This is a genomic window from Enterobacter sp. RHBSTW-00318 (assembly GCF_014101375.1).
GTDB lineage: Bacteria > Pseudomonadota > Gammaproteobacteria > Enterobacterales > Enterobacteriaceae > Enterobacter > Enterobacter ludwigii.
Genome location: NZ_JABXQH010000001.1, coordinates 474,639 through 501,052, shown reverse-complemented (window position 1 = coordinate 501,052; position 26,414 = coordinate 474,639). Strand labels below are relative to the sequence as shown.

The window sequence follows — 26,414 nt, the reverse complement described above, 5'->3', positions numbered from 1 at the left end:
ATGAACAGCTGCCTCTATCACGGTGTATTACGCCATCGTCGCTTCCGTCCGAAAGCGCACCAGTTCCGCTACAGCGTCTTTATGGCCTGGCTCGATCTCGATGAGCTGGAGACGTTGCCCGCGGTCGGGGTACGTCGCAATCGCGTTGCCGCCGCTTCGTTCCATGATGCGGATTATCCGCTGGGCACGCCACTTAAAGAGAACGTCCTCACCAGGCTTGAAAGCCTGACCGGAGAACGGCCGCAGGGGCGGGTTATGCTCCTGACGCAGCTGCGCTACTTCGGATTCCATTTTAATCCGGTCAACTTTTACTACTGCTATGACCGGGCGGAGACGCTGCGCTGGGTGCTGGCGGAAGTTCGCAATACCCCGTGGAATGAGCGTCATTACTACGCGGTGAATGGGCAGGATGCGCGTCCCACAGAAAAAGCGTTTCATGTTTCCCCTTTTAACCCGATGGACATGGTCTACCACTGGCGCTTTAACCCGCCTGACGACTCGTTGCATATGCACATTGAAAACCATCAGGAAGCGAAGGTGTTTGACGCCACGCTGGCGCTACGCCGGGAGCCGCTTACCCGGGCGGCACTGCGGTCGCTGCTGCTGCGCATTCCACTGATGACCCTCAAAACCGTTTTCGCTATTTACTGGCAGGCGCTGCGGCTGTGGCTCAAGCGCGTGCCGCTGTATAACCATCCCGTCAGCAGGAGTGAACGCTCATGACCGATCCCGTCTTTGCGCTTGAACCCGATATCCCGCGCAACGTCCGCATCGCGCGCTGGCTGCTGTTTCGTCTGTTAAGCGGTATCCGCGGCGGCTCGCTGACCCTGCGTGAGGGTGCTCAGACGTTCCATTTCGGCGAGACATCCGCTGCGCTGCATGCGGACGTTCAGATCCTGAGCCCGGGCGTGTACTGGCGTGTCTTAACGGGGGGCAGCCTCGCCGCCGCTGAGGCCTGGATGGATGGCGAATGGGAAACCACACAGCTCACACCATTGCTTGAGATCCTGGCGCTTAACGGGCAGGTGCTTGGCCGGCTGGAAAAGGGATTTCGTCTGTTCAGCAGGCCACTTGAACGGCTTCGTCACTGGACGCGGCGAAACTCACGCGCCCAGGCCCGCGAAAATATTGCCGCGCATTACGATCTGGGTAACACCTTCTATGCCCATTTTCTGGACAACGAGTTGCTTTACTCCAGTGCGCTGTTCACCGCAGATGAGCAGGATCTCACGGCGGCTCAACAGGCCAAAATGGCTCGCCTGTGCGATCAACTGGCGCTGAACGCCAATGATCACCTGCTGGAAATTGGCACCGGCTGGGGTGCGATGGCGGAATATGCCGCCCGTCATTATGGCTGTCGGGTGACCACCACGACGCTGTCGCAGGAGCAATATCTCTGGGCGAAAGAACGGATTGTCCGCGCCGGGTTGCAGGATCGCGTTGAGGTACTGCTGTGCGATTACCGCGACCTCACCGGGGAGTACGACAAGCTGGTCTCGATAGAGATGATTGAGGCCGTGGGGCAGCGCTATCTGCCAACCTTCTTCCGCACCTGTCAGGCCAGGCTGCGACCGGGAGGTCGTATGGCAATACAGGCCATCACCATTCAGGACCAGCGCTATCGCGACTACAGCAAAAGCGTCGATTTTATCCAGCGCTACATTTTTCCCGGCGGTTTTTTACCAAGCATCACCGCCATGAATGAGCTTATGACGCGCCACACCGATTTCGTGATGCGCAATCTCTTTGATATGGGGCCCGACTATGCCCGCACGCTGGCTCTCTGGCGCCAGCGCTTCGTGCATGCATGGCAGGAGATTGAAAAGCTTGGGTTCGATGAGCGGTTTCGTCGGATGTGGCTGTACTACCTCGGCTACTGCGAAGCCGGGTTTAACGCCCGCACCATCAGCGTGGTGCAGCTGACCGCCGAGCGCGTATGAAACATTATTTGCAGGTCTTTCTGCTGGCTATCGCGTTCGATTTTTACTGGGCGCTGGTGGTGCTCTTTCGCGAGCAGGGCCTGATTATCTGGATCGTGCTGGCGGTCGTGGCCTGCCTGCTGTTGCCGTCCGCGTACCGACTTTACGCCATTGCGCTGGCCGCGGCAGGGAGCCTGCTGGATGCGCTCTGGGCGTTGACGGGCCTGATTGCGTTTACGGGAGAGTCACTGATGCCGCTGTGGATGGTGGCACTGTGGCTGATGTTCGCCACCGTCTGGACTCAGCTGACGCGCACAACAACATTACCCGGCTGGCTGCTGACCCTGCTGGCAACCGTGGGTGGGCCTGTCGCCTATCTGATTGGTGAACGGCTTGGCGCCATTACTTTTGTGGAGCCGACCTTTATTGTCATCAGCTGGATGGCACCGGGCTGGCTGGTATTGATGCTGTTTTTCCATCTGCTGGTGGGGAGACAAAAATGAGAGCTGTGGCACTGCTTCTCTTACTGATAATCCTGTCCCCCGTGGCTCAGGCTGCCGACTGGCTGACCTGGCGCAAGGTCGGTGACGCCACGCTGACCTGGGGGCCGTTCACCGTCTATACCTCACAGCTTCGCACGCCGGAGGGGCGTTACAGCGGGGAGAACGGGGATCGGGCGCTGATCATCACTTACGCGCCTGAAATCGACCGTGACGACCTGGTTGAGGCAACGCGCGATCAGTGGCAGGCGCAGGGGATCCTCGAGCAGGAGCCCCAAAGCGAAGCCTGGCTGCGTATGCTCCAGTCGCTCTGGCCCGATGTTGGGCCGGGCAGCCAGCTGGCGTTTGTGGTCACCGACAGGCAGGGGCAGTTCTGGTACCGCGCTTCGGCGACGCAGAAAGCCTTTATTCCGCTGGGACCACGTCAGTCCGCCGCGTTCAGCACGCGCTTTCTGGCAATCTGGCTCAGTCCCCGCACGCAATATCCCGCGCTGCGTCAGCAGCTGACAGGAGGGCAACAATGAAGCGTATTCTGGTCATCGCGCTGGCGGTAACGATGCTGCTGGCCGGCTGCAGTACAGAGGTGACGGAATACCGTCAGCAGCAGCCGAAGCTGGATATCTTCCGCTATTTTCAGGGGAAAACCGAAGCGTGGGGCATGGTGCAGGATCGCAGCGGTAAACAGTTGCGCCGGTTTCACGTTGAGATTGCCGGGGACGTTATCGGCGATACGCTGACGCTCAATGAACATTTCGTCTATGACGACGGCGAAAAGCAGCAGCGGGTATGGCATATCCGACGGATGGGTGGCGAGCGCTACGAAGGCACGGCAGGGGATATCGAAGGGGTGGCAACCGGGCAGGCGGCGGGAAACGCCTTCAACTGGCATTACAGTATGCAGGTGAAAGCCAATGGCAGCACCTGGCTGCTGCACTTTGACGACTGGATGTACCTGCAGGATGAAACCCATCTGTTCAATAAAACAGAGCTGAAGAAACTGGGCGTCACCGTCGCCACGGTGACGCTGTTCTTTACCCGCAAGGCGTGACGTTACTCGCGCCCGGGCGCCGGTTCGGCTGGGGTTTTGCTGCTGAGGTAGATGAAGATCAGCGCAATGGCCAGGCAGACGATGGCCCCGAGACGGCTTAGCGAAAACGGAATGACGGCGTTACCCAGCCAGCCAAAGCTGTCAATCAACATGCTCATGGTGAGCTGGCCGAAGATCACCGCGACCGTGGCAACGGCGGTACCGATACGTTGTACCGCCAGTACCATTATCACAATGTAGGGCACGCCGAACAGGGCACCGAGCAGCTGCCATTTGGGCACGTCCATCAGGGTAACGGCCTGTTTGGGTTCAAAGAAGAAGATCAGCAGGGCGGTGACCAGCGCACCAACGGAAAACGTCAGAAACGCGCTTTTAAAGACGCCCACGCTGCTTCCCAGCTGTCCGTTGATGGCGGCCTGGATGCTCAGCGTCGCACCGCCACACACTGCCAACATAATCATAATCAGTGTCATTTTGTTACCCCTGTGCAACCAGAACCAGCGCGGCAATGATGAAAAGCAGCGCGATGATGCGTTTACCGTTAATCTTTCTGGGCGTGGTGCCCAGCAACCCATAGTGGTCAATGATAAGACTCTTAAAGACCTGACCTGCCAGAATGCCAATCATCGTCAGGGCAATGCCGATGGCCGGCGTGGCGAGGGTCAAAATGACGACGTAAACGGGCCCGAGTACGCCGCCGAGCAGTTGCCATGCGGGCTGCGCGAAAAACGACGGGCTGTTACGCGGGCTGAAAAACAGCATCAGCAGAAACGTCAGCGCGGCACCTGTACCGAAAATACTGAACGTGGCCCATAAATCGCCGACTTCCCCACCCAGTGGCCCCAGCAAGCCAGCCTCTATGGAGAGGCCCATGCCGCCGAGAATAACCAGTAAAATTAACATCCATTGCATATTCATTATCTCTACGTTCTGAAGGCGAAACAGACTAGCCCTGAACATCGATGAGAAAAATGCCATAATGCAGGAAACACCTTTGCAGGAAATGCACTAATGGTTGATGCCGGAAATATGAACATCCGCTCGCTGCGGGTTTTTATTGCGGTTTACGAAGCGCAAAACTTTTCTGTGGTCGCCCGGCGGGAGGGGATGTCTGCCTCGCAGGTTTCACGCGTTATCCATCAGCTTGAGGACGCGCTCGGCCAGCAACTTTTCTATCGTAATACCCGGGCGGTGATCCCAACGGAAAGCGGCCACCTTTTTATCCGCTACGCCAGAGCGATGGTGGAAAGCCTGGAGGAGGCGCGTCGGGAGCTGGATGAGCGTTCGACGGAGCCTTCCGGCACGCTGCGCATTAATGGCCCGGTGTACTTTGGGCAGCGACACGTTGCCCCTGGCCTGCCTGCACTGGCGGCGCGGTATCCCCGGCTGAATATAGAACTGACGCTGACCGATGACTTTATCGACCCGCATAAAGATGCCGCCGACGTTATCTTTCGCATCGGGATGCTGACGGATTCAACCTTTCACGCGCGGGTTTTTGGCCAGCAGCGTTACCATCTGGCCGCGTCGCCGGACTATTTGCGAAAACACGGTGTGCCAGACGGGCCGGATGACCTCAGTCGCCATCGGTGCCTGGTCTACCGCGGGTCGTCAGGTCCCAATCGCTGGCTGGTGCGAGGTCAGGGGGACGCCTGGGTGCATTACCCCGTGGTGCCGCTGATGACCTCCAATAATGCGGAGTCGCTGCTCATTGCCGCGCTGGGCGGGATGGGGATCGTGCTGTTTCCGGACTGGCTGATTGGCGACAGACTGCAGAAGGGGGAACTGGTCGCACTCCTCGCGGAACGGGAGTGCGCCATAAATACCGAGCCGCTGAACATTGCGGCGATCTATCCTCACGCCCGTCACCCGCCCCTGAACGTCAGGGCGGTGATTGATCATTACGTGGCGCTTTTCGGCACCCCGCCTTACTGGCAGACGTAGCGATTACGCGCCGAGTTCTTTACGGATAATGTTGGCGCCGGCGCTCAGGGCGTTGAGCTTTCCGTTGGCAACCTGACGTGAGAGCGGGGCCATCCCGCAGTTCGTTGATGGCCACAGCTTGTCGGCATCGACAAACTGCAGCGCTTTACGCAGCGTATCGGCCACTTCCTCCGGCGTCTCAATGGTATTGGTCGCCACGTCAATGGCACCCACCATCACCTTTTTGCCGCGGATCAGTTCCAGCAGGTCCATCGGTACGCGGGAGTTGTGGCACTCCAGCGAGATGATGTCGATATTGGACGTCTGCAGTTTAGGGAAGGCTTCTTCATACTGCCGCCATTCTGAACCGAGCGTTTTTTTCCAGTCGGTATTGGCTTTGATGCCATACCCGTAGCAGATATGGACCGCGGTCTGGCAGCGCAAACCTTCGATGGCGCGTTCCAGCGCGGCAATACCCCAGTCGTTCACCTCATCAAAAAACACGTTAAAGGCCGGTTCATCAAACTGGATGATATCAACGCCTGCCGCTTCTAACTCCCTCGCTTCCTGGTTGAGAATTTTGGCAAATTCCCAGGCCAGCTTTTCGCGGCTTTTATAGTGAGCGTCATAGAGGGTGTCGATCATGGTCATCGGGCCGGGCAGAGCCCACTTGATCGGTTTATCCGTGAGCTGACGTAAATACTTTGCGTCATCAACGAACACCGGTTTTTGACGCGCGACGGCATCCACCACGGTCGGCACGCTCGCGTCATAGCGGTTACGAATTCGCACGGTCTGGCGGTTCTCAAAATCAACGCCGCTGAGATGTTCAATAAAGGTGGTGACGAAGTGCTGACGAGTCTGTTCGCCGTCGCTGACAATATCAATGCCCGCACGGATCTGCTCATCCAGAGATAAACGCAGCGCATCCTGTTTACCGGCAAGTAATTCCTGATCCTGCAATTTCCATGGCGACCAGAGCGTTTCGGGTTGCGCAAGCCAGGTTGGCTTAGGCAAACTGCCAGCCGTTGAAGTCGGGAGCAATGTTTTCATAGTAGAAGACCTTTATTATCGATTAATTAAAGCGTGTTGTGACCTGACCATTGCTCAAGAAGAGGTTTATAGGGCTTGATGAAATACGCTTCCGTAAATTTGCCCTGTTCAATTGCCAGCCGGCTGCGTTCTTCACGGTCATAAACAATTTTTGTTAATGAATGATCCTCATGATTCAGATCGGGCTGGTAGCATTCTCCGGCGGTCGAGTTCGCATTGTAAATTTCAGGGCGATAAATTTTCTGGAAAGTCTCCATGGTGCTGATGGTGCTAATCAACTCCAGGTTGGTGTAATCCCGTAATAAATCGCCGGTGAAATAAAACGCAAACGGCGCTGCGCTATTCTCAGGCATAAAGTAACGAACCTGCAGACCCATTTTCCCGAAGTACTGCTCGGTTAAGGATGTACCGTCCGGACGATACTCGATGCCCAGCACCGGGTGCTGGTTGCCTGTGCGGCGGTAGGTGTCTTTGCTGGAGACGCTCAGGCAGATCACCGGTGCCTTTTTGAAGTTCTCTTTGTATTCAGGTGAGTTAACGAAATGCCGGAAAATAGTGCCGTGCAGCTCACCAAAATTATCCGGGATCGCGAAGCGGGACTGATTTTTATTGTGCTCCGGCAGCAAGACGCTGAAATCATAATCGCGGACATAGGACGAGAAATTATTTCCAACGATACCGTCGATGCGCTCATGGGTCTTTTTATCAACGATCGTTGTCTGCAATATTTCGATAGCAGGGAAGGGCTTCTCAGCGCCGATATGCAAATCCACAGAAATAATGTCCAGTTCGAGCGCATAGCGATCGGCTTTTGGGTTATCCCAGCGCGCTAACGCGTTAAAACGGTTATTCATCATCACCAGCGTATTACGCAGGTTTTGCTGGCGTTTTTCGCCACGGGCCAGGTTGGCGAAGTTGGTGGTGGTACGCGTATTTTCTGAAGGGTTATAATTTTCATCAAAGCAACTACGCTTAAGGCTAAATGTAAAAGCATTACTCATCGTCGTTATACATCCTAAGTTCTTGTTGCTAAGAAGTTACCAATGCATAATTTATGCCTGAGCCCGTGGCGGAGGGGAAGTGACTTAATTTCACTGCAACATGAGCCATCTTCATGAACAGCGCCTTTCCAGGTATAATCCCCAAAATTTCAATACGGTTTAGAAACGATCATGACAAAACTCACCCTACAAGAGCAGATGCTGAAAGCAGGCTTAGTCAGCAGTAAAAAGATGGCTAAAGTTCAGCGCACGGCCAAGAAATCGCGCGTTCAGGCCCGTGAAGCAAGGGAAGCAGTAGAAGAGAATAAAAAAGCGCAGCTCGAGCGTGACAAGCAGCTGAGCGAGCAGCAGAAGCAGGCGACGCTGGCGAAAGAGTTTAAAGCGCAGGTCAAGCAGCTGATCGAAATGAACCGCATCACCGTGACCAGAGGCACCATCGCCTTTAACTTTACCGACGGCAATCTCATCAAAAAAATCGAGGTCGACAAGCAGACGCAGGCCCAGCTGATCAATGGCCGCCTGGCGATTGCGCGTCTGGTGATTAATGCCAATGGCGACTGCGACTATGCGATTATCCCGGCAGTGGTGGCCGATAAAATCGCCCAGCGCGATGCCGAGAGTATCGTGTTAAACAGCGCCCTGAGTCAGGAAGAGCAGGATGAAGACGATCCGTACGCAGATTTCAAAATTCCTGACGATTTGATGTGGTAAGCAGCGCTTAAAACGGTGCGGCGTGACGGGCGTTAATTGCCTCTGCGCTCACCGGATGCACAAAATCCAGCTCGCTGGCGTGCAGCATCAGCCGCGGTATCTGTTCGGTGCCCGGCAGTGCAAGACCACCATACAGATCGCAGCCTAAAATAGGGTAGCCCAACTGCTGGCAGTGAATACGCAGCTGGTGGGTTCGCCCGGTCTCCGGGGTCAGTCTGACCCGCGTCAACGGCAGTGCCGCATCATAAAACCGGTCCATCACCTGATAGCGTGAGCGTGCGGGCTTGCCGGTAATCGCACAAATCGACATCAGCGGGAACAGCGCCGGATCTTTAGCAATCGGGGCATCAATCACTCCCTCGTCGTTTTCCACATGCCCGCAAAGCAGGGCGCTGTATACCTTTCGCACGGCGCGCTGGCTGAACTGGTGACAGAGAGCGGCGTTAATCGCTTTATTGCGCGCAATCACCATCAGCCCGGATGTACCGAAATCCAGACGATGCACCAGCGTGCAGCCGGGAAACGTCTGTACCAGTCGATAATGCACGGAATCGCGGTTTTGCGGATTTTTGCCTGAAAGGCTGAGCAGACCGGAAGGCTTATTAATCAGGACCAGATGTTCGTCCTGCCAGAGGATCTCGATCTCGTCGTGACACGGTGGGGCAATAAAAGAATCTATAATCGCAGACATCAGACGGCCCGACAGAAGAGTGGGTGCGGATGATAGCGAATTTTTAGCGGCGGGGACAGAAAGAAACCCTCCCACCAGGCGGTGAGAGGGGGATGATTAAGCGGCTACGAGGCTGTCGATAGCGGCTTTCGCGTCGGTCTGCGCTTTGGTCGCAACTTCCGGGCCGTAGGCAATACCTTCAGCAAACACGAAATTCACGTCGGTGATACCGATGAAGCCCAGGAACAGAGTCAGGTACGGTGCAACCAGGTCAGTTGGGGTGTCTTTGTGAATACCACCACGGCTGGTCAGTACAATCGCACGCTTACCTTTCACCAGACCTTCAGGACCGTTTTCAGTGTAACGGAAGGTTACGCCGGCACGGGCAACCAGGTCGAAGTAGTTCTTCAACTGAGTAGGGATGTTGAAGTTGTACATTGGCGCGTTGATCACGATAACGTCGTGCGCCTGCAGTTCAGCAATCAGCTCGTCAGAGAGGGCCAGGGCTTCCTGCTGACGTGGCGTCAGGGGAGCGTCGCTTGGACGCAGCGCGCCAACCAGTTCGCCATCCAGCACAGGAATCGGGTTTGCAGCCAGGTCACGCACGGTGATTTCATCAGCAGAATGCTGTTCACGCCACTGTTCAACGAAGTAGTCAGAGAGCTGACCAGACTGTGAGTACCCTGCCAGAATACTGGATTTCAATACTAATACTTTGCTCATGGGTGATTCCTGTTTTTGCATTTGATTGAAGGGGGTTGCCCCGTTGCTTGTTGACACTCTATTCACAATCCTGTCGCAGGGATAGCGCAATATATCGAAGTCTATGTTCGAATTTTTTGAATAAGGCACTCAAAGCGCCAATGTGATACTCTATAGCAATCATTAAAAAGAGATTTTACCCGGCAGTGCACTGCCCGTTAACGCTATGACAGAACAACAAAAATTAACCTTCCCGATGCTCCTGCAACAGCTTGATTCACTGATGCTGCGTGATAAACAGCGGTTCGCCCGCCGTCTGCACGGGGTGAAGAAGGTTAAAAATCCTGATGCACAACAGGCCATTTATCAGGAGATGGCCAAAGAGATTGAACAGGCGGCAGGGAAAGTCGTGCTGCGCGAAGCCGCACGTCCGGAGATTACCTACCCGGAAAACCTGCCGGTCAGTCAGAAAAAACAGGACATTCTTGACGCCGTGCGCGACCACCAGGTGGTGATTGTCGCAGGGGAGACCGGTTCAGGGAAAACCACTCAGCTGCCGAAAATTTGTATGGAGCTGGGGAGTGGGGTGAAAGGGCTGATTGGTCACACCCAGCCGCGTCGTCTGGCGGCGCGTACCGTGGCGAACCGTATTGCCGAAGAGCTGCAAACGCAGCCCGGCGGCTGCATTGGGTATAAGGTGCGATTCAGCGACCACGTTAGCGATAACACCATGGTCAAACTGATGACTGACGGTATTCTGCTGGCGGAAATCCAGCAGGATCGTCTGCTGATGCAGTACGACACAATCATTATCGATGAAGCGCACGAACGCAGCCTGAATATCGACTTACTGCTCGGGTATCTGAAAGAACTGTTACCGCGTCGCCCGGACCTGAAAATTATCATCACCTCCGCCACCATCGATCCGGAGCGTTTCTCAAAGCATTTCAACAATGCGCCGATTATCGAGGTCTCTGGCCGAACGTATCCGGTGGAGGTGCGCTATCGCCCGATAGTGGAAGACGCGGACGATACCGAGCGCGACCAGCTGCAGGCCATCTTTGATGCCGTCGACGAGCTGGGAAATGAAAGCGCGGGCGACATTCTGATTTTCCTGAGCGGCGAACGGGAAATTCGCGATACCGCTGACGCCCTCAGCAAGCGCGATCTTCGCCATACCGAAATTCTGCCGCTGTATGCGCGCCTGTCTAACAGCGAACAAAACCGCGTGTTCCAGCCGCACAGCGGACGTCGTATTGTGCTGGCCACCAACGTGGCGGAAACCTCGCTTACCGTGCCGGGCATCAAATATGTGATTGACCCGGGTACGGCGCGTATCAGCCGCTACAGCTACCGCACCAAAGTGCAGCGCCTGCCAATTGAGCCGGTTTCTCAGGCTTCCGCTAATCAGCGTAAAGGCCGCTGCGGCCGTGTGTCGGAAGGGATCTGTATTCGCCTCTATTCCGAGGACGATTTCCTGTCGCGCCCGGAGTTTACCGACCCGGAAATTCTGCGCACCAACCTGGCGTCGGTCATCCTGCAGATGACTGCGCTAGGGCTTGGCGACATCGCCGCGTTCCCGTTTGTCGAAGCGCCGGACAAGCGCAATATTCAGGACGGCGTGCGCCTGCTGGAAGAGCTGGGTGCCATCACCACCGACGAGCAGGCTAGCGCCTACAAACTGACGCCGCTGGGCCGTCAGCTCAGCCAGCTGCCGGTTGACCCGCGTCTGGCGCGCATGGTGCTGGAAGCACAGAAACACGGCTGTGTGCGTGAAGCAATGATCATTACCTCCGCGCTCTCGATTCAGGATCCGCGCGAGCGTCCGATGGACAAGCAGCAGGCGTCTGATGAAAAACACCGTCGGTTCCACGATAAAGAGTCCGACTTCCTCGCCTTTGTGAACCTGTGGAACTACCTCGGCGAGCAGCAGAAAGCGCTGTCGTCGAACCAGTTCCGCCGCCAGTGCCGCGTCGATTTCCTCAATTATCTGCGCGTGCGCGAGTGGCAGGATATCTACACGCAGCTGCGTCAGGTGGTGAAAGAGCTGGGCATTCCGGTTAACAGTGAACCGGCGGAGTACCGCGAAATTCACATTGCGTTGCTGACCGGGCTGCTCTCCCATATCGGGATGAAGGATGCCGACAAGCAGGAGTATACCGGGGCGCGTAACGCCCGTTTCTCCATCTTCCCGGGGTCCGGTTTATTCAAGAAACCGCCTAAATGGACCATGGTGGCCGAACTGGTGGAAACCAGCCGCCTGTGGGGCCGCATTGCGGCGCGCATTGATCCCGAATGGGTTGAACCTGTTGCCCAGCACCTGCTGAAGCGCTCATACAGTGAACCGCACTGGGAGCGCGCGCAGGGCGCGGTGATGGCGACCGAAAAAGTGACCGTTTACGGTTTGCCGGTGGTTGGCGCGCGCAAGGTTAACTACAGCCAGATAGACCCCGCGTTGTGCCGCGAGTTGTTTATTCGTCACGCGCTGGTGGAGGGCGACTGGCAGACGCGTCATGCGTTCTTCCGTGAAAACCTCAAACTGCGTGCCGAAGTGGAAGAGCTTGAGCATAAATCCCGTCGCCGCGACATTCTGGTCGACGACGAGGCGCTGTTTGAGTTTTACGACCAGCGTATCAGCCACGATGTGATTTCTGCCCGCCACTTCGACAGCTGGTGGAAGAAGGCCAGCAAAGAGACCCCGGACCTGCTCAACTTTGAAAAGAGCATGTTGATCAAAGAGGGAGCGGAGTCGGTCAGCAAACTCGATTACCCGAACTTCTGGCATCAGGGCTCTCTCAAGCTGCGTCTGACCTATCAGTTTGAGCCGGGCGCGGATGCGGATGGCGTCACCGTACACATTCCGCTACCGCTGTTAAACCAGGTCGAAGAGAGCGGATTCGAGTGGCAAATTCCGGGGCTGCGTCGCGAGCTGGTGATTGCGCTGATCAAATCGCTGCCAAAACCGGTGCGTCGTAACTTTGTGCCTGCGCCAAACTATGCCGAAGCGTTTTTAGGCCGCGTAACGCCGCTGGAGTTGCCGCTGCTGGATTCGCTGGAGCGTGAGCTCAGGCGCATGACGGGCGTAACCGTCGACCGCGACGACTGGCACTGGGATCAGGTGCCCGATCACCTGAAAATCAGCTTCCGCGTGGTGGACGACAAAAACAAAAAGCTGCAGGAAGGCCGATCGCTGACCGAACTGAAAGAGGCGCTGAAAGGCAAAGTCCAGGAGACGCTTTCTGCGGTGGCTGATGACGGTATCGAGCAGAGCGGATTGCACATCTGGAGCTTTGGCGCGCTTCCGGAAAGCTATGAGCAAAAACGCGGCAACTACAGGGTGAAGGCCTGGCCTGCACTGGTGGATGAGCGTGACAGCGTGGCCATCAAACTCTTTGATAATCCACAGGAACAACAGCAGATGATGTGGCGTGGTCTGCGTCGTTTGCTGCTGCTTAATATTCCGTCACCGATTAAATATCTGCACGAGAAGTTACCGAACAAAGCCAAGCTTGGCCTCTACTTTAACCCGTACGGTAAAGTGCTGGATCTGATTGACGACTGCATCTCCTGTGGCGTGGACAAGCTTATTCACGAGGCGGGCGGTCCGGTCTGGTCAGAAGCGGAGTTTGCGGTACTGCATGAGAAAGTCAGGGCAGAACTGAACGACACCGTGGTGGACATTGCGAAACAGGTCGAGCAGATCCTCACCACCGTGTTCAATATCAACAAACGCCTGAAAGGGCGCGTGGATATGACCATGGCGCTGGGGCTGTCGGACGTGAAAGCGCAGATGGCCGGGTTAGTGTACCGTGGATTCGTTACCGGCAACGGCTTCAAACGCCTTGGCGATACGTTGCGTTATCTGCAGGCGATCGAAAAACGTCTGGAGAAAATGGCTATCGATCCGCATCGTGACCGCGCGCAGATGCTGAAAGTGGAAAGCGTGCAGAAGGCATGGCAGCAGTGGCTCAACAAATTGCCGCCGGCGCGCCGTGACGATGAAGACGTGCAGGCGATCCGCTGGATGATCGAAGAGCTGCGCGTCAGCTTCTTTGCCCAGCAGCTCGGAACGCCGTATCCCATTTCGGATAAACGTATTTTGCAGGCAATGGAGCAGATTTCGGCGTAACGTCGGGTGTTCGCCCTCTCTCTGTGAGAGAGGGCATCTGCGTTTAGCGATTCACCACGGCCAGGGTAAAGCCATCCCATCCTTTACTGCCCACCGTTTGTAGCGCGGTCGCCGTCAGGCGCGGGTTATCCCCGATCATCTCAATAAATCGTCTGACGCCCTGTACGCGGGCATCGTCACTTTGCGCGTTAATCACTTCGCCGTCACGAACCACATTATCCCCGACGATCAGCGTTCCCGGGCGTGAGTAGTACAGTGCCCACTCCAGATACCCCGGATTGTTTGGCTTATCGGCATCAATAAAGATCAGGTCGAACGGTGGAACATCACCGACGTGTTCAAGAGAGTGCAGCGCCGGGCCTTCAATGAGCTCAATCCGATCGCTGAGCCCCGCCAGCTGGATATTCTGCCGTGCAACACGGGCATGGATGGGGTCCGCTTCGAGGGTGATCAACTTCCCGTCAGGTGGCAGCGCACGCGCCATCCAGATAGTGCTGTAGGCGCCCAGCGTGCCGATTTCAAGGATCCGCCGTGCCTGCGTCATGCGGACAAAAAGCGCCAGCAGCTGCCCCTGATTGGCTGCGACATCGTGTTCGGGTAAACCAGCTCGCTGGTTGTTTTCCAGCACCCGCTGGAGGATATCATCCTCGGGAATGAGTGAAGAGATCATGTAATTATCGACTGCAGACCACTGTTGTTGCATAGATTGACTCCTGAGTGGCAAACACCGGGTTGCGCTGCGATCCGGTTTTCGCCCCCTCCATGCCGGAGAGGGCCTGTGGGGTATCAGGTCACGCGTTGCTCCAGCCTCCGCCCAGTGCTCTGTACAAATCAACCTGCGCCAGCAGCAGGTTATTTTTGACCTGCACGACGCTGGTTTGTACCGAGAACAGCGTGCGCTGGGCATCCAGCACATCCAGGTACGACGAATAGCCGTTGCGATAGCGGTTTTGCGCTATGCGCAGCGTCTCTTGCGCCACATCTTGTTGGGCAAGCAGCTCCGTCAGTTGTTCCTGATAGCGCGTGATGGCATCAAGACTGTTATTGACCTCGGCAAAGGCGTTACGGACGGTTTTTTCATAACTGTAAAGCGCCTGGTTGCGCTGGGACTGCGAAATATCCACCTGTGCATTCAGCGCCTGGCGGTTGAGCAGCGGAGCAAGAATGCTGCCGCCGACGCTCCAGAGCTGCAGCGGGTTGTCGAGTAAGCCGGAGAGCGTGCGATCCTGTATCGATCCGGTTGCGGTCAGGTTGATCGACGGCAGCAGGCTGGCGCGTGAGGCAGCCAGCGAGGCATCAGCCGCAACCAGTTGCTTTTCAGCCTGCACAATATCCGGACGGCGATTAAGCAGCGAGGAGGGCAGTTGCGAGGGCAATGTCAGGGGCGTCAGGGCCGCGAAGCTTTCACTGCGCGCGACCTCGCCCGGGTTGCTCCCCAGCAGCAGGCTCAGGGCGTTCTCCTGCTGTGCAATCTGATGCTGCAGCAGGGGAACCTGCGCCCGCGTGGATCGCAGTTCGGAGTCGGACTGCATCAGCTCCAGGCGCGAACTGTAGCCCGTTTCAAACTGGCGTTTAGCGAGAGTGAATGCCTCTTCCCGAGACTTCAGCGTGGAGCGGGTGACGCGAAGCTGTTCATCGAGGGACAGCAGGGTGATATAGCCGGAGGCGACCGAGGACGCCACGGTAAGATCTGCTGCCGCCGCCGCGGCTTTCTGCGCGTCCAGCGAGGCTTCAGCCGCATTCGCGGTGCTGCGGTTTACGCCCCAGATATCGACATCATAGCTGGCGGTGAGGCTGCCTTTATACAGGCTGCTGTAGATCGGCAGACCGGTGGCAGCAGATTGTGTCCGCGCGCGGGTGCCCGTGACGCCAGCATCCAGCGACGGAAACAGGCTGCCGTCGGCCGCGTAGACCCGCGCCTGATACTCGTTAATCCGTTCGCGGGCAATCAGCACGTCGCTGTTGTTCTTAAGCGCCTGGTCCACATAGCGGTTCAGATTATTGTCGTGGAAATTACGCCACCAGAGCTGTTCTGCAGGGCTTGCCGGGCCTGCCGTTGCTCGCCATTGCGTGGGGATGTGCAGCGACGGCTGCGCCGGTTTCACGTCAACCGACTGGCAACCGGCCAGCACGGTCATGATCATCAGAACGGCTATCGGGCGAAGGGTCATTGCTTCGCCTCCCGCGTATCAATGGTCACCTGCACCGACATGCCCGGACGCAGAAGCTGATAGGCTTCCTGGTCACCCAATACTTCGATTCGCACCGGAATACGCTGGGCAATTTTGACAAAATTACCCGTGGCGTTATCCGGCGTGATGGCGCTGAACTCAACGCCGGTTGCCGGAGAGATGCTCTCCACGCGGCCCTGATAGGCCTTATCATTTAACGCATCGACGGTGAATTTCACCGGCTGACCCACCCGAAGCTCCGCCAGCTGCGTCTCTTTAATATTGGCGATCACCCAGTGCTGAGGCGGCACGAGGGTGGTGAGGTGGGTTCCGGCGGTAACGTAAGCGCCCAGACGAACGGCGATCTGACCAAGCTGGCCGTCGCGAGGCGCCACAATGCGCGTGTTTTGCAGGTCAATTTGCGCCAGCTCCAGCGCCGCTTTGGCGTTTTCCACATCCGCCTCCAGCGCGCCGCGATTGACGATCACCGTTTGCAGATCCTGGCGCGACATTTCCAGCGTGGCTTTCGCCTGATCAATGTCGGCGCTGCCCTGGGCTGCGCTTGCCAGCGCGGCGTCGCGCTCACGGATAGACAGTGAACCATCCGCCGTCAGGTCCTTCACGCGCTTCAAATCCGCCTGGGATTTCAGACTCTGGGCGCGGGCATTTTTCAGAGCCGCTTCGTTTTTGGCGATCACCGCTTCGGCGCTTTTGCGCTGTTGCAGGTTGTTGTTCAGGGCGGCAATCTTCATCGCCAGCTGCGCTTCGGCCTGATGCACCCGCTGGCGGTAGATACGGTCATCAATCTGCAGCAGCAGCTCGCCCTTTTTGACCCGGTCGAAATCCTGCACCTTCACCTCAGTGATATAGCCGTTAACCTGCGGGCTGATAAAGGTCGTCTGTCCGCGCACGTAGGCATTATCAGTAAACTGCGAGTGGCGGGTAAACGGGGGTAGCTGCCAGGCGTAGAGGATCACCAGTACGCCGACAATACCGATTGCCGCCGCGGTGAAAACCGAAACGATACGAACATTTTTACGGGTGTTGGCCTGCTCTTTAGCGGCATCCTGCTGACTCATAACATCTCCAGAGAAATCATCTTCATATTCATTACTTGTTGCCTGTTGCCTTCTTCAGGGCCATACGGGCAGTCAGGCGCAGGCGCAGCAAGCGCCATAAAATCCAGACCAGGGTGGCGGCGGCAATGCTCGCCGTCAGTAAATAAGTATCGTTATAAGCCAGAATATTTGCTTCAAGCGATGAAACCGTTTGCAGCTGGGTGATGGCCTGGGTACCCAGCAGCGAGCTGTCGCCAATCAGGCTCCGGTACAGCCCGGTGTAAGCCTGAATACGGTCATTCACCAGCGGGTTCAGGGTTGTGAGCTGATCGGCCAGCATGCTGGAGTGGTATTTCTCGCGCCAGGTCTGGAAGGTCCCCAGGATGGCAGAGCCGAGCAGGCCGCCGAGGTTCTGGCTCATGCCAAACATCACCGAGAAGCTCACCAGGTTACGTGGATCGGCGATTACCCCGCCAATGGCGGCCAGCATGGCGGGCGCGAGGAAGAAGGCGCTGCCGAAGCCCAGCAGGAACTGGCTGAGCATCAGCTGGTCCGGGCGGGTCAGGTTGTTCGACTGGCTGTCCAGCAGGGAGGCAACAATCATGAGCGCCAGCGAGGTAATGATCGGCCACGCCAGTTTTGTGGGCTTGATGGTCAAACAGCTGGTCACAATCCCGCAGACAATACCGGCAAAAATAGACCACGCCAGGTGGGTCATCTGCTCATTCTGCAGGCCGACATACTGCAGCCAGCCGATAACGCCGGTGTTTTGCTCCGCCAGCACGATGCGGATCAGCAGCATAATGAGCCCGAGACGCACGATGCTGCCGCTCGACAGCCAGCGGGTATTCAGCAACGGGTTAGAACGGTTATGTTCAAACACGATCGCAGACACGATTAATACCAGCGCTAATGCCAGCGACCAGCCGATCCACGGCGCTTCAAACCACCAGTAAAGACGGCCTAAGGAGAGCACCGCGCAGAGCAGCGCCATCCCCGGGGCCAGTAAAAAGAAGGTGATGAAGTCTTTTTTCTCGAAGACCTTGCGCCGGTCGCCAGGAGGCAGTTTCAACGCTATCACGCAGGCCAGTGAAATGAGCGCCAGCCCGAGCTCAAAGAAGTAAAGCCCGCGCCACTCGTCAAGCTGCAGCAGCTCGGTCGAAAAGAGGCGGGCGAGGGGGATGGCGAGCGATGACCCGGTAATCCCGATGGTCAGCGCCTTCAGACGGTGTTTCGCGGGCCAGGCCTGTATCTGGTAGTAAATACCGAGGGAGCTGAGCGCGGCGGCCACCATCCCGTGTGCGGCACGCACCATCAGCGCGGAGCTGAGATCGTTTACAAACAGGTGGAAAAAGGTGACCAGCACATACAGCACCAGAAAACCTTCCGTGAAGGCGCGCAAACCATACTGCTGGCGGAATTTCACCAGCAGCAGGTTGATGGAGATGTTGGTCATCACATACACCGCCGGGAGCCAGGCGATTTCTGTCGACCAGGCCCCGAAGGTTCCCTGCAGATTTTGCAGATTGGCGGTGACCACCGCATTACCCAACGCCCCCGTCAGGCACACCAGCAGACCGACAACCCCGTAGGCAATCCGTTTTGGCGTGCTGTGTTCTGGCGTGGAGGGCGAACCCAACAGGGCGGGTTTCTCATGAGGCTGCCACTCGCGAGGAGCATAAGGGTCGCGTTCGGGCAGGCGCATAACGTCTTTTACCTTAGAAAAAATTGAATAATGAGTGGGCTAACGATTCTACGTTTGCCGCAAATGATAATTCAAGTGAATATGATTTTCGCAGGTTAATCAAATGTTGAAGAACAGGTTAAGGAAAAAGAGCGGCCCGGAAGGCCGTTGTTTTGTCGATCTGAAGTCGTTAATCTGAACCTGAGCAACTGAGGACATCACCATGGTTCAGACGCATTTTCCCCTTCTGCCGGAGTCAACCCTGGCGGCAATCAACACGGTCGGCCAGTGGCTGGCACAGGATGATTTGGGCGATACCCGCGACGTGGCGGCGGTTGACAGGGTTATTCTGGCCGGAAACGCGGTGATGCCGACCATCGACGCTGCCTGCCGTCTTGCCGCTGAACACGACGTTCCGTTACTGATTAGCGGAGGGATTGGCCATTCGACCGCGTTTTTGTATGCGGCCATCGCTCAGCATCCGCGTTATCACACTGTCCCGGTAACGGGGCGAGCGGAAGCACGTATTCTGGCCGATATTGCCCGCCAGTTCTGGCAGATCCCTGATGCGCGCGTGTGGGTTGACGATCAATCAACCAACTGCGGAGAAAACGCGCGTTTTAGCTGGAACATGCTCAAACAGCATCAACAGACGTCCGGGCGTGTGCTGGTCGTGCAGGATCCGACCATGCAGCGCCGCACGATGGCAACCTTTGCCCGCGTGTGCCGTGACGAGTCTGCTTCGCCGCAGTGGGTCAGCCACCCGGGCTATACACCGGTGCTGAAAAATGGCGAAAACGGGCTGGTGTTCAGCGGGGAGAGTGCTGGTCTCTGGCCGGTAGAGCGTTATCTCTCGCTCATTTTAGGCGAGCTTCCGCGACTCTGTGATGACATGAACGGCTATGGCCCGGCCGGGCGTGATTTTATTGCACACGTTGAATTCCCCGACGAGGTGACTGCAGCGTGGGCACGGTTAAAGCAGGATCCTGTGCTTACGGATGCCCTGAACCACCGGTCGCTTCTCTGAGCAGAGGCCGTTTGCGGTATTCCCCTCTCCGCGGAGAGGGGACAGGCATTACAGCGAGGCGAATTTGTCCAGCGTGCGCACCAGCTGGGTGACGAAACCGTATTCGTTGTCATACCAGGCGACGGTTTTCACCAGTTGCAGATCGCCAGCCTCTGATACCTCGGTCTGTGTGGCGTCAAAGACAGAACCAAAGTGAGAGCCAATCACATCAGACGAAACAATCTCTTCATCGGTATAACCAAAAGATTTATTCCCCTGCGTCGCTTTTTTCAGCGCGGCGTTGATCTCCTCAACGGTGACCTTTTTACCCAGAATCGAGACCAGCTCGGTCACTGAACCGGTTTTCACCGGTACGCGCTGGGCGTGGCCTTTCAGCTTGCCGCTGAGGGCCGGAATCACCAGACCGATGGCTTTGGCCGCCCCGGTGGTGTGCGGAATGATATTCTCCGCCGCGGCGCGTGAGGCGCGAAGGTCTTTCCCGCGCGGGCCATCCACCAGCGCCTGCGTGCCGGTATAGGCGTGAATGGTTGTCATGGTGCCCACTTTTATTTCAAACGCATCGTGCAGGGCTTTTGCCAGTGGGGCGAGGCAGTTGGTGGTACAGGAAGCAACGGAAATAATCGTATCACTGGCGTCAATGGTATCGTCATTCACGTTATACACGATGGTTTTCATCTCACCGGCAGGGGCAGAGATCAGCACTTTTTGGGCACCGGCCTCGAGGTGTGCCTGTGATTTTTCTGCCGACGTGTAGAAGCCGGTGCATTCCACGACGATATCCACGCCCGCGGCTTTCCACGGGATATGTTTTGCCTCTTTTTCGGCGTACACGGCGATAGTTTTTCCATCAACAATCAGGGCGTCTTCGGTGAAATCTACGCTCCACGGGAAGCCACCGTAGTTGGAATCATGCCTGAGCAGGTAGGCCAGCACTTTGGGAGAAGTAAGATCGTTGATAGCGACGACGGTGTTGCTGTCCTGGGTTTCAAGAAGGCGACGCAGGACAAGGCGTCCTATGCGTCCAAATCCGTTAATGCCAATTTTACTCATGGTGTACTCCTGTGAACGCGTCTTTGCGACAGTTTGAACTCATCCAGGCTTAGACCATCACGGACAGGGCGGCAATTGAAGGTAAGCGTCAAGTCACTGCCGCCTGTGATTCCAGTCCCGGGATCGCTAGCTTAGAGCTCCGTCTAATTTAGAAGGAGCTCTGTTTATGGAAAATGCTGCCAACTGGCGAACTGAATCGCGTACCGTCTATTCCAGTGACTTCAAACTTCGGATGGTCGAACTGGCTTCACGACCAGATGCCAACGTCGCACAACTGGCGCGGGAACATGGCGTTGATAATAATCTCATTTTTAAGTGGCTACGCCTCTGGCAGAGAGAGGGGCGAATCTCTCGTCGAATGCCTGCAACTATCGTGGGGCCGGTGGTACCTCAATCTCTTCCGGCTTCTCCGACTCTGTTGTCCGTCGACGTTTTCAACGACCCGTTGCCCGCCGCAGAGAATGACACTCTGTGTACGTTCTCCTCCGCTCACGCCAGCGCCACTTCCTGTCATGTTGAGTTCCGCCACGGCAAAATGACGCTGGAGAACCCGTCGTCAGAGTTGCTGACTGTGCTGATCCGCGAATTGACCGGGAGGACACAATGATATCCCTCCCGTCAGGCACCCGCATCTGGCTGGTCGCCGGGGCCACGGATATGCGTAAATCCTTCAACGGGCTGGGCGAACAGATACACCACGTTCTGGATGAGGATCCCTTCTCCGGCCATCTGTTTATCTTCCGGGGACGCCGTGGCGATACCGTGAAAATACTTTGGGCTGATGCTGATGGTCTGTGCCTGTTTATCAAACGCCTGGAAGAGGGACAGTTCGTCTGGCCTGCTGTACGCGACGGCAAAATCGCGATCACCCGCTCACAACTTGCCATGCTCCTTGATAAGCTGGACTGGCGCCAGCCAAAAATATCCCGCCTTAACTCACTGACAATGTTGTAAAAAAATCATGACCGCATTATAAAAGCGGTTATGAATCACGACTATCTCGCCCGTATCGCTGCGCTGGAAGACACGCTTCGCCAGAAAGACAGTCAGCTCAGTCTCGTTGCAGAGACTGAGTCATTCCTGCGTTCTGCACTGGCCCGCGCAGAAGAGAAAATAGAGAACGAAGAGCGCGAGATAGAGCATCTGCGGGCACAGATAGAAAAACTGCGTCGAATGTTGTTCGGTACCCGCTCCGAAAAACTTCGCCGACAGGTTGAAGAAGCCGAAGCCCTGCTGAAACAGCAGGAGCAGCAAAGCGATCGCTACAACGGACGGGAAGACGATCCGCAGGTACCTCGCCAGTTGCGTCAGTCCCGCCATCGTCGCCCGTTACCGGCACACCTTCCCCGCGAGATACATCGGCTGGATCCTGCGGAAACCAGCTGTCCGGAATGCGGCAGCGGTATGGCGTACCTCAGCGAAGTCAGCGTGGAGCAGCTGGAACTGGTCTCCAGCGCCCTGAAAGTGATCCGCACGGTCAGGGTGAAAAAGGCCTGCACCCGATGTGACTGTATCGTTGAAGCACCTGCGCCATCACGTCCCATCGATCGGGGTATCGCCGGGCCGGGTCTGCTGGCCCGCGTGTTAACGGCCAAATACTGCGAACACCTGCCGCTGTATCGCCAGTGCGAAATCTTTGCCCGTCAGGGCGTGGATCTGAGCCGGGCTCTGCTCTCCAACTGGGTGGATGCATGTTGCCGGTTAATGGCCCCGCTGGATGAGGCCCTTTACCACTACGTGATGGACTGCCACAAACTGCATACGGATGACACTCCGGTTCCGGTGCTTGCACCGGGCAGAAAGAAGACGAAAACCGGGCGTATCTGGACGTATGTACGTGACGACAGAAGCGCAGGTTCATCAGATCCGCCAGCGGCATGGTTCGCCTTCTCGCCAGACCGGCAGGGAAAACATCCTCAGCAACACCTTCGCCACTATCATGGTGTGCTGCAGGCGGATGCCTTCGCAGGCTACGATCGGTTGTTCAGTCCGGAACGTGAAGGAGGGCCGCTGACAGAAGCCGCATGTTGGGCCCATGCCCGCCGAAAAATCCATGATGTCTGTATAAGCACTCACACAGCGACAGCAGAAGAAGCCCTGAAACGTATCGGTGAGCTGTACGCGATAGAAGAAGAAATACGCGGCCTCACGACAGAAGAGCGTCTGGCAGCCAGACAATCGCAAAGCAAACCACTGCTGGCATCGCTGCATGAATGGCTGGTAGAAAAAAATGAGACGCTGTCGAAAAAGTCCCGTCTGGGCGAAGCGTTCGCTTATGTCCTGAACCAGTGGGATGCGCTGTGCTACTACTGTGAAGATGGCCTGGCAGAGCCTGATAACAACGCTGCCGAACGAGCCCTTCGTGCCGTCTGTCTTGGGAAAAAGAATTTTATCTTCTTCGGCAGCGACCACGGTGGTGAGCGCGGAGCCCTGCTGTACGGACTGATCGGGACGTGCAGGCTGAATGGTATCGATCCGGAAGCCTACCTTCGCCATATCCTGAGCGTACTGCCGGAGTGGCCCAGCAACAAAGTGGCCGAACTGCTGCCATGGAACGTGGTTCTTACCGATAAATAACCGTCAATACGGCGCTCACTTAACGCTTACATTGAAGAAGCTTCATGCGAGGGGAAGTATTTGAAAAACCATACAGAAAAATTAATGAATTTTTAAGGAAAGGGGATTATGTTGGCGCGATATCGGTTATTTATCAGGAAATCTCATGCGTACTAAATATACAAGCCTGCAAATTGCTATCCACTGGCTGGTGTTTTTGTTAATCATCGTCGCCTACTGCGCGATGGAGTTCAAAGGCTTCTTCCCACGCACCGCCCGGCCGGTAATCAACATGATCCACGTTTCGTGCGGCATCTCTGTGCTGGTGTTGATGGTGACGCGTTTAGTGGTTCGCCTTAAATTCCGCGCACCGCCGATTGAACCAAAGCCAAAACCGATGGTGACCGGGCTGTCCCATCTTGGTCATCTGGTGGTGTATCTGCTGTTCATCGCGTTGCCGCTGATTGGTATTGTCATGATGTATAACCGCGGTACTGACTGGTTAGCCTTTGGTCTGGTGATGCCGCACGCGGCAGAATCGAATTTTGATCTGGTCGACGTTCTGAAAGAATGGCACGAGACGCTGGCCAACGTGGGGTACGTTGTGATTGGTCTGCACGCGATGGCGGCGCTGATGCATCACTATTTCTGGAAAGACAACACCCTCCTGCGCATGATGCCAAAAAAACGCCAGTAACCCATAACAACGAGCCCTGCAGCAGTCTGCAGGGCTGTTTTTTAGCGTTTTATTGCAGTTGAGCGCGCTCTTCCGGGGTTAACTCCAGCGCCTGAGTGGTGCCCGTCTCTGAGGATTTCACGGCCGCTTCCAGTACCGCCATTACCGCCAGCGCCTCGACCGGATGAACCGGATTGGTGATTTTTCCGAGTAGCGCATCACGCACGTTGATGTAGTACTGACGCTGATCGCCTTTCGGCGTGGTAACGGTCTGCGGCTCACCGTTTACACCAAAGAACACCATGCTGTCACTGTCCTCGCCCCAGGCCTCACTGCCGGGGATCACGCCCGCCAGCAGCTGCGCTTCCTGTTGGTCGATTCGGGCTTTCACCACGCTGCCTTTATCGCCGTGAACGGTAAAACGTGCCGTTCCGCCAGCCACCAGCATGCTGCAGTGCAAAATCACTTTATGTTGCGGATAATCTAAGACCACGTGTGCCCAGTCGTTAATTTCCGCGCCGTCACGCAGCGTGGCGATATTGCCCTGTACCGACTGTGGCAGTCCAAAGAGCTGCAGCGTCTGGTCAATCAGGTGCGGCCCCAGATCAAACCACAGACCGCTACCGGGCACGTTTTGCTCTCTCCAGCGCACGCGCACTTCCGGGCGGAAACGGTCAATGTGCGACTCAAGGTGTTTGACCTTGCCAAGGGTTCCTTGCTCAATAACCTGCTTAATGCCGAGGAAGTCGCTGTCCCAGCGGCGGTTATGGAAGACGGAGAGCAGCCGTTGCTTCTCTTGCGCCAGGGCAATCAGGTCGCGGGCTTCCTGCATGTCGAGCGTGAACGGTTTATCCACGACCACATGTTTGCCTGAATTCAGGGCAAGCGTTGCCAGCGGCGCGTGGGTGGCGTTAGGGGAGGCAATCACCACCAGATCGACATCGGGATGCTGAATTGCCTCTTCCGGGGTTGCCACCACCTGAACATCAGGAAGATCGCGTTTAACCTTCTCTTCATCACGAGACGAAACCACCGCCAGCTTAAGGCCGTCCACGGACTGGATCAGCGGGGCATGGAAGGTCTTGCCTACAAATCCATACCCGATCAGCGCAATGTTGATTGTCTTCACTTTACTCATGACCTTCTCCACGTTATTTCGCGCAAACCGTAATGTGCATTGCGCCAGGGTCCCCAAGCTCAGGCCAGGGACGATCTAAAAAGAGGTGCTGGATGTTGGATAATCCGCTGACCAGATACGGTTCACAGCGGTTTAGTTTCAGATGGTCGGCGACAATCCAGCGCTCATGGCTGGCCGCGAGCATCGCCCGTTTGACCTCGGCATCGGCCTCTTTTCCGGCGCTCAGACCGAGTTCAGCATGAATAGCACAGGCTCCCAAAATGGCGATATCCGCGCGGTAGCGTGACAGCAGGGAGAGGGTGGCGCTGCCGGCAAACAGTCGCTGCTTGTGATCCCATTTTCCGCCGAGCAGGATCAGTTCGATATCGTCACGGTCGCTGAAGTGCCACGCGATATCCAGCGAGGTGGTGATGATTGTCAGCGGTCCCTTCAGGAACGAGGCGACAGCCATTACCGTGCTCCCCGCATCCAGAAACAGCGTCGAACCTGGCGGAACAGCCTGCGCCACCTGCTTACCAAGACGTTGTTTGGTTTCCGGCAGCAGTGTATTGCGCCCCTGACGATTCATGGCCGACAGATTCAGGGCAATTGCCCCGCCGTGGTTCTTTTGCGCCAGCCCCTGTTTCTCGAGATCGGTCAGATCCCGGCGGATGGTGTCCGCTGAGACCTGCAGTTTGTCCGCCAGTTCCGTAATGCTGGCCTGCCCGTGCTCACTAATGATATCAAGCACATATTTTTGTCTGGCCGTTTTGTGCATGGGTGAATCCCGCAAAATGTCGCAATAAGTTGCATATTACAGCATTTTACCGCAGAGGGAAGGGTGTTGATCGCCTGTAAGTATCAATGTCCGGTATTGTTCACATTGGTTATTATTAAAATGTTATTAATACGGTGTGAGTGATTCATTCCAAATGTTAACAGCAATGTTACTGTTGTGTTTTATTAAACACACTGGCGGATATAACCATTGTGATACCAATATACAACCATTAATGCTTTAATGAAATTAATAAATAGCAATAAATTCTGTGTATTTTTATATTAATAGATATTAATGTTGTATATGGCATTATGGTTACTTAAATTGACATTTCTTTGAAAATCTTTGTGTCTGACGCATGCTGAAATTAACGCAAAAATGTGCATCCGGCGATTCTAAAATTTTACTTAAATAACAAAGACTTTATTTGTTTCATTTGAAAGCCCCTTTTTAAGGTTTTGTCCAGAAACCCCATCTTTTTTCTTATCTGTAACACCACATTAACATTGTGGGTGTAGTTGCCTATAGCGCATTTTGTTATGCTGCAAACCAGTTAAAGAAATAAGTAAATTCTTATTGTCATAAGAATATGGTCGGCTCTCATCTCCAATGGAAATGGGGTTGGGGAGCGTTTGTCC

Annotated in this window: 26 protein-coding genes; 13 read left to right on the top strand and 13 right to left on the bottom strand. The window is 55.9% G+C overall.

What is annotated here, in order from left to right; translation table 11 throughout:
• Genes HV157_RS02445 through HV157_RS02425 form a run of 5 tightly spaced genes read left to right on the top strand, consistent with a single transcriptional unit; the run spans window position 1 to window position 3,467 of the window.
• Entirely contained in the window at window positions 1–723 is a 723-nt protein-coding gene (locus tag HV157_RS02445; RefSeq protein ID WP_014169958.1) for a DUF1365 domain-containing protein, read from the top strand.
• Window positions 720–1,940, top strand: coding sequence for a cyclopropane-fatty-acyl-phospholipid synthase family protein (locus HV157_RS02440; RefSeq protein ID WP_047744609.1), 1,221 nt, complete (start codon window positions 720–722; stop codon window positions 1,938–1,940). The genes HV157_RS02445 and HV157_RS02440 overlap by 4 nt, the downstream gene beginning before the upstream one ends.
• Window positions 1,937–2,422, top strand: coding sequence for a DUF2878 domain-containing protein (locus HV157_RS02435; protein ID WP_086532548.1), 486 nt, complete (start codon window positions 1,937–1,939; stop codon window positions 2,420–2,422). Before HV157_RS02440 ends, HV157_RS02435 begins: the two co-directional genes overlap by 4 nt.
• Window positions 2,419–2,943 carry a hypothetical protein gene (locus HV157_RS02430; protein ID WP_182378391.1) on the top strand — a complete coding sequence of 175 codons (525 nt, stop codon included), beginning with the start codon at window positions 2,419–2,421 and terminating at the stop codon, window positions 2,941–2,943. Before HV157_RS02435 ends, HV157_RS02430 begins: the two co-directional genes overlap by 4 nt.
• Window positions 2,940–3,467 (top strand): DUF3833 domain-containing protein, encoded by a 528-nt coding sequence (locus HV157_RS02425; protein WP_182268555.1) that lies wholly within the window; start codon window positions 2,940–2,942, stop codon window positions 3,465–3,467. Before HV157_RS02430 ends, HV157_RS02425 begins: the two co-directional genes overlap by 4 nt.
• Window positions 3,468–3,469: 2 nt before the next feature.
• On the opposite strand, the gene HV157_RS02420 is transcribed toward HV157_RS02425, so the two are convergent.
• Window positions 3,470–3,940, bottom strand: a complete 471-nt coding sequence (locus HV157_RS02420) for a DMT family transporter (RefSeq protein WP_032678109.1) — start codon at window positions 3,938–3,940, stop codon at window positions 3,470–3,472.
• 4 nt (window positions 3,941–3,944) lie between these two features.
• The gene (locus tag HV157_RS02415) at window positions 3,945–4,379 is read right to left on the bottom strand and encodes a DMT family transporter (RefSeq protein WP_182268556.1); all 435 of its coding nucleotides are present in this window, start codon (window positions 4,377–4,379) and stop codon (window positions 3,945–3,947) included.
• 99 nt (window positions 4,380–4,478) lie between these two features.
• On the opposite strand from HV157_RS02415, the gene HV157_RS02410 reads away from it, so the two are divergent.
• Window positions 4,479–5,411, top strand: a complete 933-nt coding sequence (locus HV157_RS02410; protein ID WP_025204257.1) for a LysR family transcriptional regulator — start codon at window positions 4,479–4,481, stop codon at window positions 5,409–5,411.
• Window positions 5,412–5,414: 3 nt separating this feature from the next.
• Here HV157_RS02410 and HV157_RS02405 read toward each other — a convergent pair whose 3' ends face one another.
• Together HV157_RS02405 and HV157_RS02400 are read right to left on the bottom strand one after the other, a co-directional pair.
• Window positions 5,415–6,443 (bottom strand): methionine synthase, encoded by a 1,029-nt coding sequence (locus tag HV157_RS02405; RefSeq protein ID WP_182268557.1) that lies wholly within the window; start codon window positions 6,441–6,443, stop codon window positions 5,415–5,417.
• A 26-nt stretch (window positions 6,444–6,469) separates the two neighbouring features.
• Window positions 6,470–7,444, bottom strand: coding sequence for a DUF1852 domain-containing protein (locus HV157_RS02400; protein WP_014169967.1), 975 nt, complete (start codon window positions 7,442–7,444; stop codon window positions 6,470–6,472).
• 171 nt (window positions 7,445–7,615) lie between these two features.
• Here HV157_RS02400 and HV157_RS02395 point away from each other — a divergent pair, with 171 nt between their 5' ends.
• Window positions 7,616–8,155 carry a DUF2058 domain-containing protein gene (locus HV157_RS02395; protein WP_014169968.1) on the top strand — a complete coding sequence of 180 codons (540 nt, stop codon included), beginning with the start codon at window positions 7,616–7,618 and terminating at the stop codon, window positions 8,153–8,155.
• A gap of 7 nt (window positions 8,156–8,162) precedes the next feature.
• Here the strand turns inward: HV157_RS02395 and HV157_RS02390 are convergent, their stop codons facing one another.
• Both HV157_RS02390 and azoR read right to left on the bottom strand, forming a co-directional pair.
• Window positions 8,163–8,846 (bottom strand): RluA family pseudouridine synthase, encoded by a 684-nt coding sequence (locus HV157_RS02390; protein WP_020884216.1) that lies wholly within the window; start codon window positions 8,844–8,846, stop codon window positions 8,163–8,165.
• Between the two features lie 96 nt (window positions 8,847–8,942).
• Window positions 8,943–9,548, bottom strand: a complete 606-nt coding sequence (azoR, locus tag HV157_RS02385; protein ID WP_017693462.1) for an FMN-dependent NADH-azoreductase — start codon at window positions 9,546–9,548, stop codon at window positions 8,943–8,945.
• Window positions 9,549–9,753: 205 nt separating this feature from the next.
• Between azoR and hrpA the strand changes: the two genes are divergently transcribed.
• The gene (hrpA, locus tag HV157_RS02380) at window positions 9,754–13,656 is read left to right on the top strand and encodes an ATP-dependent RNA helicase HrpA (protein WP_182268558.1); all 3,903 of its coding nucleotides are present in this window, start codon (window positions 9,754–9,756) and stop codon (window positions 13,654–13,656) included.
• Between the two features lie 43 nt (window positions 13,657–13,699).
• Here hrpA and HV157_RS02375 read toward each other — a convergent pair whose 3' ends face one another.
• The 4 genes from HV157_RS02375 to HV157_RS02360 all read right to left on the bottom strand — a co-directional run bounded on the left by HV157_RS02375 (window position 13,700) and on the right by HV157_RS02360 (window position 18,590).
• Complete coding sequence (locus HV157_RS02375; RefSeq protein ID WP_032681065.1) at window positions 13,700–14,359, bottom strand: O-methyltransferase; 660 nt, start codon at window positions 14,357–14,359, stop codon at window positions 13,700–13,702.
• An 88-nt stretch (window positions 14,360–14,447) separates the two neighbouring features.
• Complete coding sequence (locus HV157_RS02370) at window positions 14,448–15,827, bottom strand: efflux transporter outer membrane subunit (RefSeq protein ID WP_032681064.1); 1,380 nt, start codon at window positions 15,825–15,827, stop codon at window positions 14,448–14,450.
• Entirely contained in the window at window positions 15,824–16,906 is a 1,083-nt protein-coding gene (locus HV157_RS02365) for an HlyD family secretion protein (protein ID WP_014169974.1), read from the bottom strand. Before HV157_RS02365 ends, HV157_RS02370 begins: the two co-directional genes overlap by 4 nt.
• Window positions 16,907–16,937: 31 nt before the next feature.
• Window positions 16,938–18,590, bottom strand: coding sequence for an MFS transporter (locus tag HV157_RS02360; protein ID WP_032681063.1), 1,653 nt, complete (start codon window positions 18,588–18,590; stop codon window positions 16,938–16,940).
• Between the two features lie 202 nt (window positions 18,591–18,792).
• On the opposite strand from HV157_RS02360, the gene HV157_RS02355 reads away from it, so the two are divergent.
• Window positions 18,793–19,596, top strand: a complete 804-nt coding sequence (locus HV157_RS02355) for a YdcF family protein (RefSeq protein WP_149376562.1) — start codon at window positions 18,793–18,795, stop codon at window positions 19,594–19,596.
• Between the two features lie 48 nt (window positions 19,597–19,644).
• Here HV157_RS02355 and gap read toward each other — a convergent pair whose 3' ends face one another.
• Entirely contained in the window at window positions 19,645–20,646 is a 1,002-nt protein-coding gene (gap, locus tag HV157_RS02350) for a type I glyceraldehyde-3-phosphate dehydrogenase (protein ID WP_014169977.1), read from the bottom strand.
• Between the two features lie 166 nt (window positions 20,647–20,812).
• On the opposite strand from gap, the gene HV157_RS02345 reads away from it, so the two are divergent.
• The 4 genes from HV157_RS02345 (at window position 20,813) to cybB (ending at window position 23,899) form a co-directional block, all read left to right on the top strand.
• Entirely contained in the window at window positions 20,813–21,253 is a 441-nt protein-coding gene (locus tag HV157_RS02345) for a transposase (protein WP_182268559.1), read from the top strand.
• A complete protein-coding gene (tnpB, locus tag HV157_RS02340; RefSeq protein ID WP_004189161.1) occupies window positions 21,250–21,600 on the top strand; it encodes an IS66 family insertion sequence element accessory protein TnpB in 351 nt (116 codons plus the stop codon). The genes HV157_RS02345 and tnpB overlap by 4 nt, the downstream gene beginning before the upstream one ends.
• A gap of 30 nt (window positions 21,601–21,630) precedes the next feature.
• A complete protein-coding gene (locus HV157_RS02335; protein ID WP_182268560.1) occupies window positions 21,631–23,223 on the top strand; it encodes an IS66-like element ISKox1 family transposase in 1,593 nt (530 codons plus the stop codon).
• Window positions 23,224–23,368: 145 nt separating this feature from the next.
• Entirely contained in the window at window positions 23,369–23,899 is a 531-nt protein-coding gene (cybB, locus tag HV157_RS02330; RefSeq protein ID WP_025204247.1) for a cytochrome b561, read from the top strand.
• Window positions 23,900–23,948: 49 nt separating this feature from the next.
• Here cybB and HV157_RS02325 read toward each other — a convergent pair whose 3' ends face one another.
• Window positions 23,949–25,016, bottom strand: coding sequence for an oxidoreductase (locus HV157_RS02325; RefSeq protein WP_182268561.1), 1,068 nt, complete (start codon window positions 25,014–25,016; stop codon window positions 23,949–23,951).
• A 13-nt stretch (window positions 25,017–25,029) separates the two neighbouring features.
• On the bottom strand, window positions 25,030–25,773 hold the full coding sequence (locus HV157_RS02320; protein WP_020884208.1) for a DeoR/GlpR family DNA-binding transcription regulator: 744 nt from the start codon (window positions 25,771–25,773) through the stop codon (window positions 25,030–25,032).
• Window positions 25,774–26,414 lie beyond the last annotated feature (641 nt).